General features: G+C 53.7%; 1 rRNA gene. It reads left to right on the forward strand.

Going from position 1 to position 2,627, the window contains the following annotated elements:
* A 23S ribosomal RNA gene (locus GGR39_RS17000) occupies window positions 1-2,626 on the forward strand; the annotation flags it as partial.
* Window position 2,627 lies beyond the last annotated feature (1 nt).

Raw genomic sequence — 2,627 nt, forward strand, 5'->3', positions numbered from 1 at the left:
CTGAGTGAGGTGGAACAGGTATCACCGAGCTGAATAAAATAGGCTTGGTGAAGCGAACCCGGGGAACTGAAACATCTAAGTACCCGGAGGAAAAGACATCAACCGAGATTCCGTTAGTAGTGGCGAGCGAACGCGGACCAGGCCAGTGCTGCATTTTCAACTAGCAGAACACTTTGGAAAGAGTGGCCATAGCGGGTGACAGCCCCGTATGCGAAAGTGATGATTGCAGACTCGAGTAGGGCGGGACACGTGAAATCCTGTCTGAACATGGGGGGACCACCCTCCAAGCCTAAATACTCGTACATGACCGATAGCGAACACAGTACCGTGAGGGAAAGGTGAAAAGCACCCCGATGAGGGGAGTGAAACAGTACCTGAAACCGAATGCTTACAAGCAGTTGGAGCCTCTTTAGGGGGTGACAGCGTACCTCTTGCATAATGGGTCAGTGACTTAATCTGTCGAGCAAGCTTAAGCCGTTAGGTGTAGGCGCAGCGAAAGCGAGTCTGAATAGGGCGACTGAGTTCGACGGATTAGACCCGAAACCCGGCGATCTAGGCATGACCAGGTTGAAGGTGCGGTAACACGCACTGGAGGACCGAACCGTTGAATGTTGAAAAATTCTCGGATGAGTTGTGTTTAGGGGTGAAAGGCCAATCAAGCCGGGAAATAGCTGGTTCTCCGCGAAATCTATTGAGGTAGAGCGTCGGATGTATGCCGTTGGGGGTAGAGCACTGGATGGGCTAGGGGGTCGCGAGATCTACCAAACCTAACCAAACTCCGAATACCAACGAGACTTATCCGGCAGACAGACGGCGGGTGCTAAGGTCCGTCGTCAAAAGGGAAACAGCCCTAACCTACAGCTAAGGTCCCCAAGTCATCACTAAGTGGGAAAGCATGTGGGAGTCCCAAAACAACCAGGAGGTTGGCTTAGAAGCAGCCATCCTTTAAAGAAAGCGTAACAGCTCACTGGTCTAAATAAGGGTTCCTGCGGCGAAAATGTAACGGGGCTCAAGTGATGCACCGAAGCTTAGGGTGTGATCGTTTACGATCACGCGGTAGCGGAGCGTTCCGTAAGCGAGTGAAGCCCAAGGGTAACCGAAGGTGGACGTATCGGAAGTGCGAATGCTGACATGAGTAGCGATAAAGAGGGTGAGACACCCTCTCGCCGAAAGACCAAGGGTTCCTGCTTAAAGCTAATCTGAGCAGGGTGAGCCGGCCCCTAAGACGAGCCCGAAGGGGGTAGTCGATGGGAACCACGTTAATATTCGTGGGCCTGGTGGTGTGTGACGGATCATGTGTGTTGTCTGACCTTATTGGATTGGTCAGGCTTCGAAATGGTTCCAGGAAATAGCCCCACCGTATAGACCGTACCCGAAACCGACACAGGTGGTCTGGTAGAGTATACCAAGGCGTTTGAGAGAAGTATCCTGAAGGAACTCGGCAAATTGCCTCCGTACCTTCGGAAGAAGGAGGCCCCACGTATGCGCAAGCACTCGTGGGGGGCACAGGCCAGGGGGTAGCGACTGTTTAGCAAAAACACAGGACTCTGCTAAGTCGGCTTCAAGACGACGTATAGGGTCTGACGCCTGCCCGGTGCTCGAAGGTTAAGAGGAGGAGTGCAAGCTCCGAATTGAAGCCCGAGTAAACGGCGGCCGTAACTATAACGGTCCTAAGGTAGCGAAATTCCTTGTCGGGTAAGTTCCGACCTGCACGAATGGCGTAACGACTTCCCCACTGTCTCCAGGATATGCTCAGCGAAATTGAATTCTCCGTGAAGATGCGGAGTACCCGCGGTTAGACGGAAAGACCCCGTGCACCTTTACTGCAGCTTCAGAGTGGCATTAGGAAGAAATTGTGTAGCATAGGTGGGAGGCTTTGAAGCACCGGCGCCAGCTGGTGTGGAGCCATAGGTGAAATACCACCCTGTTTGTTTCTGATGTCTAACCTCGTACCGTTAGCCGGTACAGGGACCCTCTGTGGCGGGTAGTTTGACTGGGGCGGTCGCCTCCTAAAGAGTAACGGAGGCGCGCGATGGTAGGCTCAGGACGGTTGGAAACCGTCTGCAAGAGTGCAATGGCATAAGCCTGCCTGACTGCGAGACTGACGAGTCGAGCAGAGACGAAAGTCGGTCATAGTGATCCGGTGGTCCCTCGTGGAAGGGCCATCGCTCAACGGATAAAAGGTACGCCGGGGATAACAGGCTGATGATTCCCAAGAGCTCATATCGACGGAATCGTTTGGCACCTCGATGTCGGCTCATCACATCCTGGGGCTGGAGCAGGTCCCAAGGGTTTGGCTGTTCGCCAATTAAAGTGGTACGTGAGCTGGGTTCAGAACGTCGCGAGACAGTTTGGTCCCTATCTGCCGTGGGCGTCGATACTTGAGAGGAGTTGTCCCTAGTACGAGAGGACCGGGATGAACATGCCTCTGGTGTACCTGTCGTGGCGCCAGCCGCGCAGCAGGGTAGCTATGCATGGACGGGATAACCGCTGAAAGCATCTAAGCGGGAAGCCTCCCTCGAGATTAGGTATCTTAGAGTCGTGATAGACCATCACGTTGATAGGCCGGGTGTAGAAGCAGGGTAACTTGTGGAGCTAACCGGTCCTAATCACTCTGTTCATGCTTG

It is taken from the genome of Novosphingobium fluoreni (assembly GCF_014196615.1).
GTDB lineage: Bacteria > Pseudomonadota > Alphaproteobacteria > Sphingomonadales > Sphingomonadaceae > Novosphingobium > Novosphingobium fluoreni.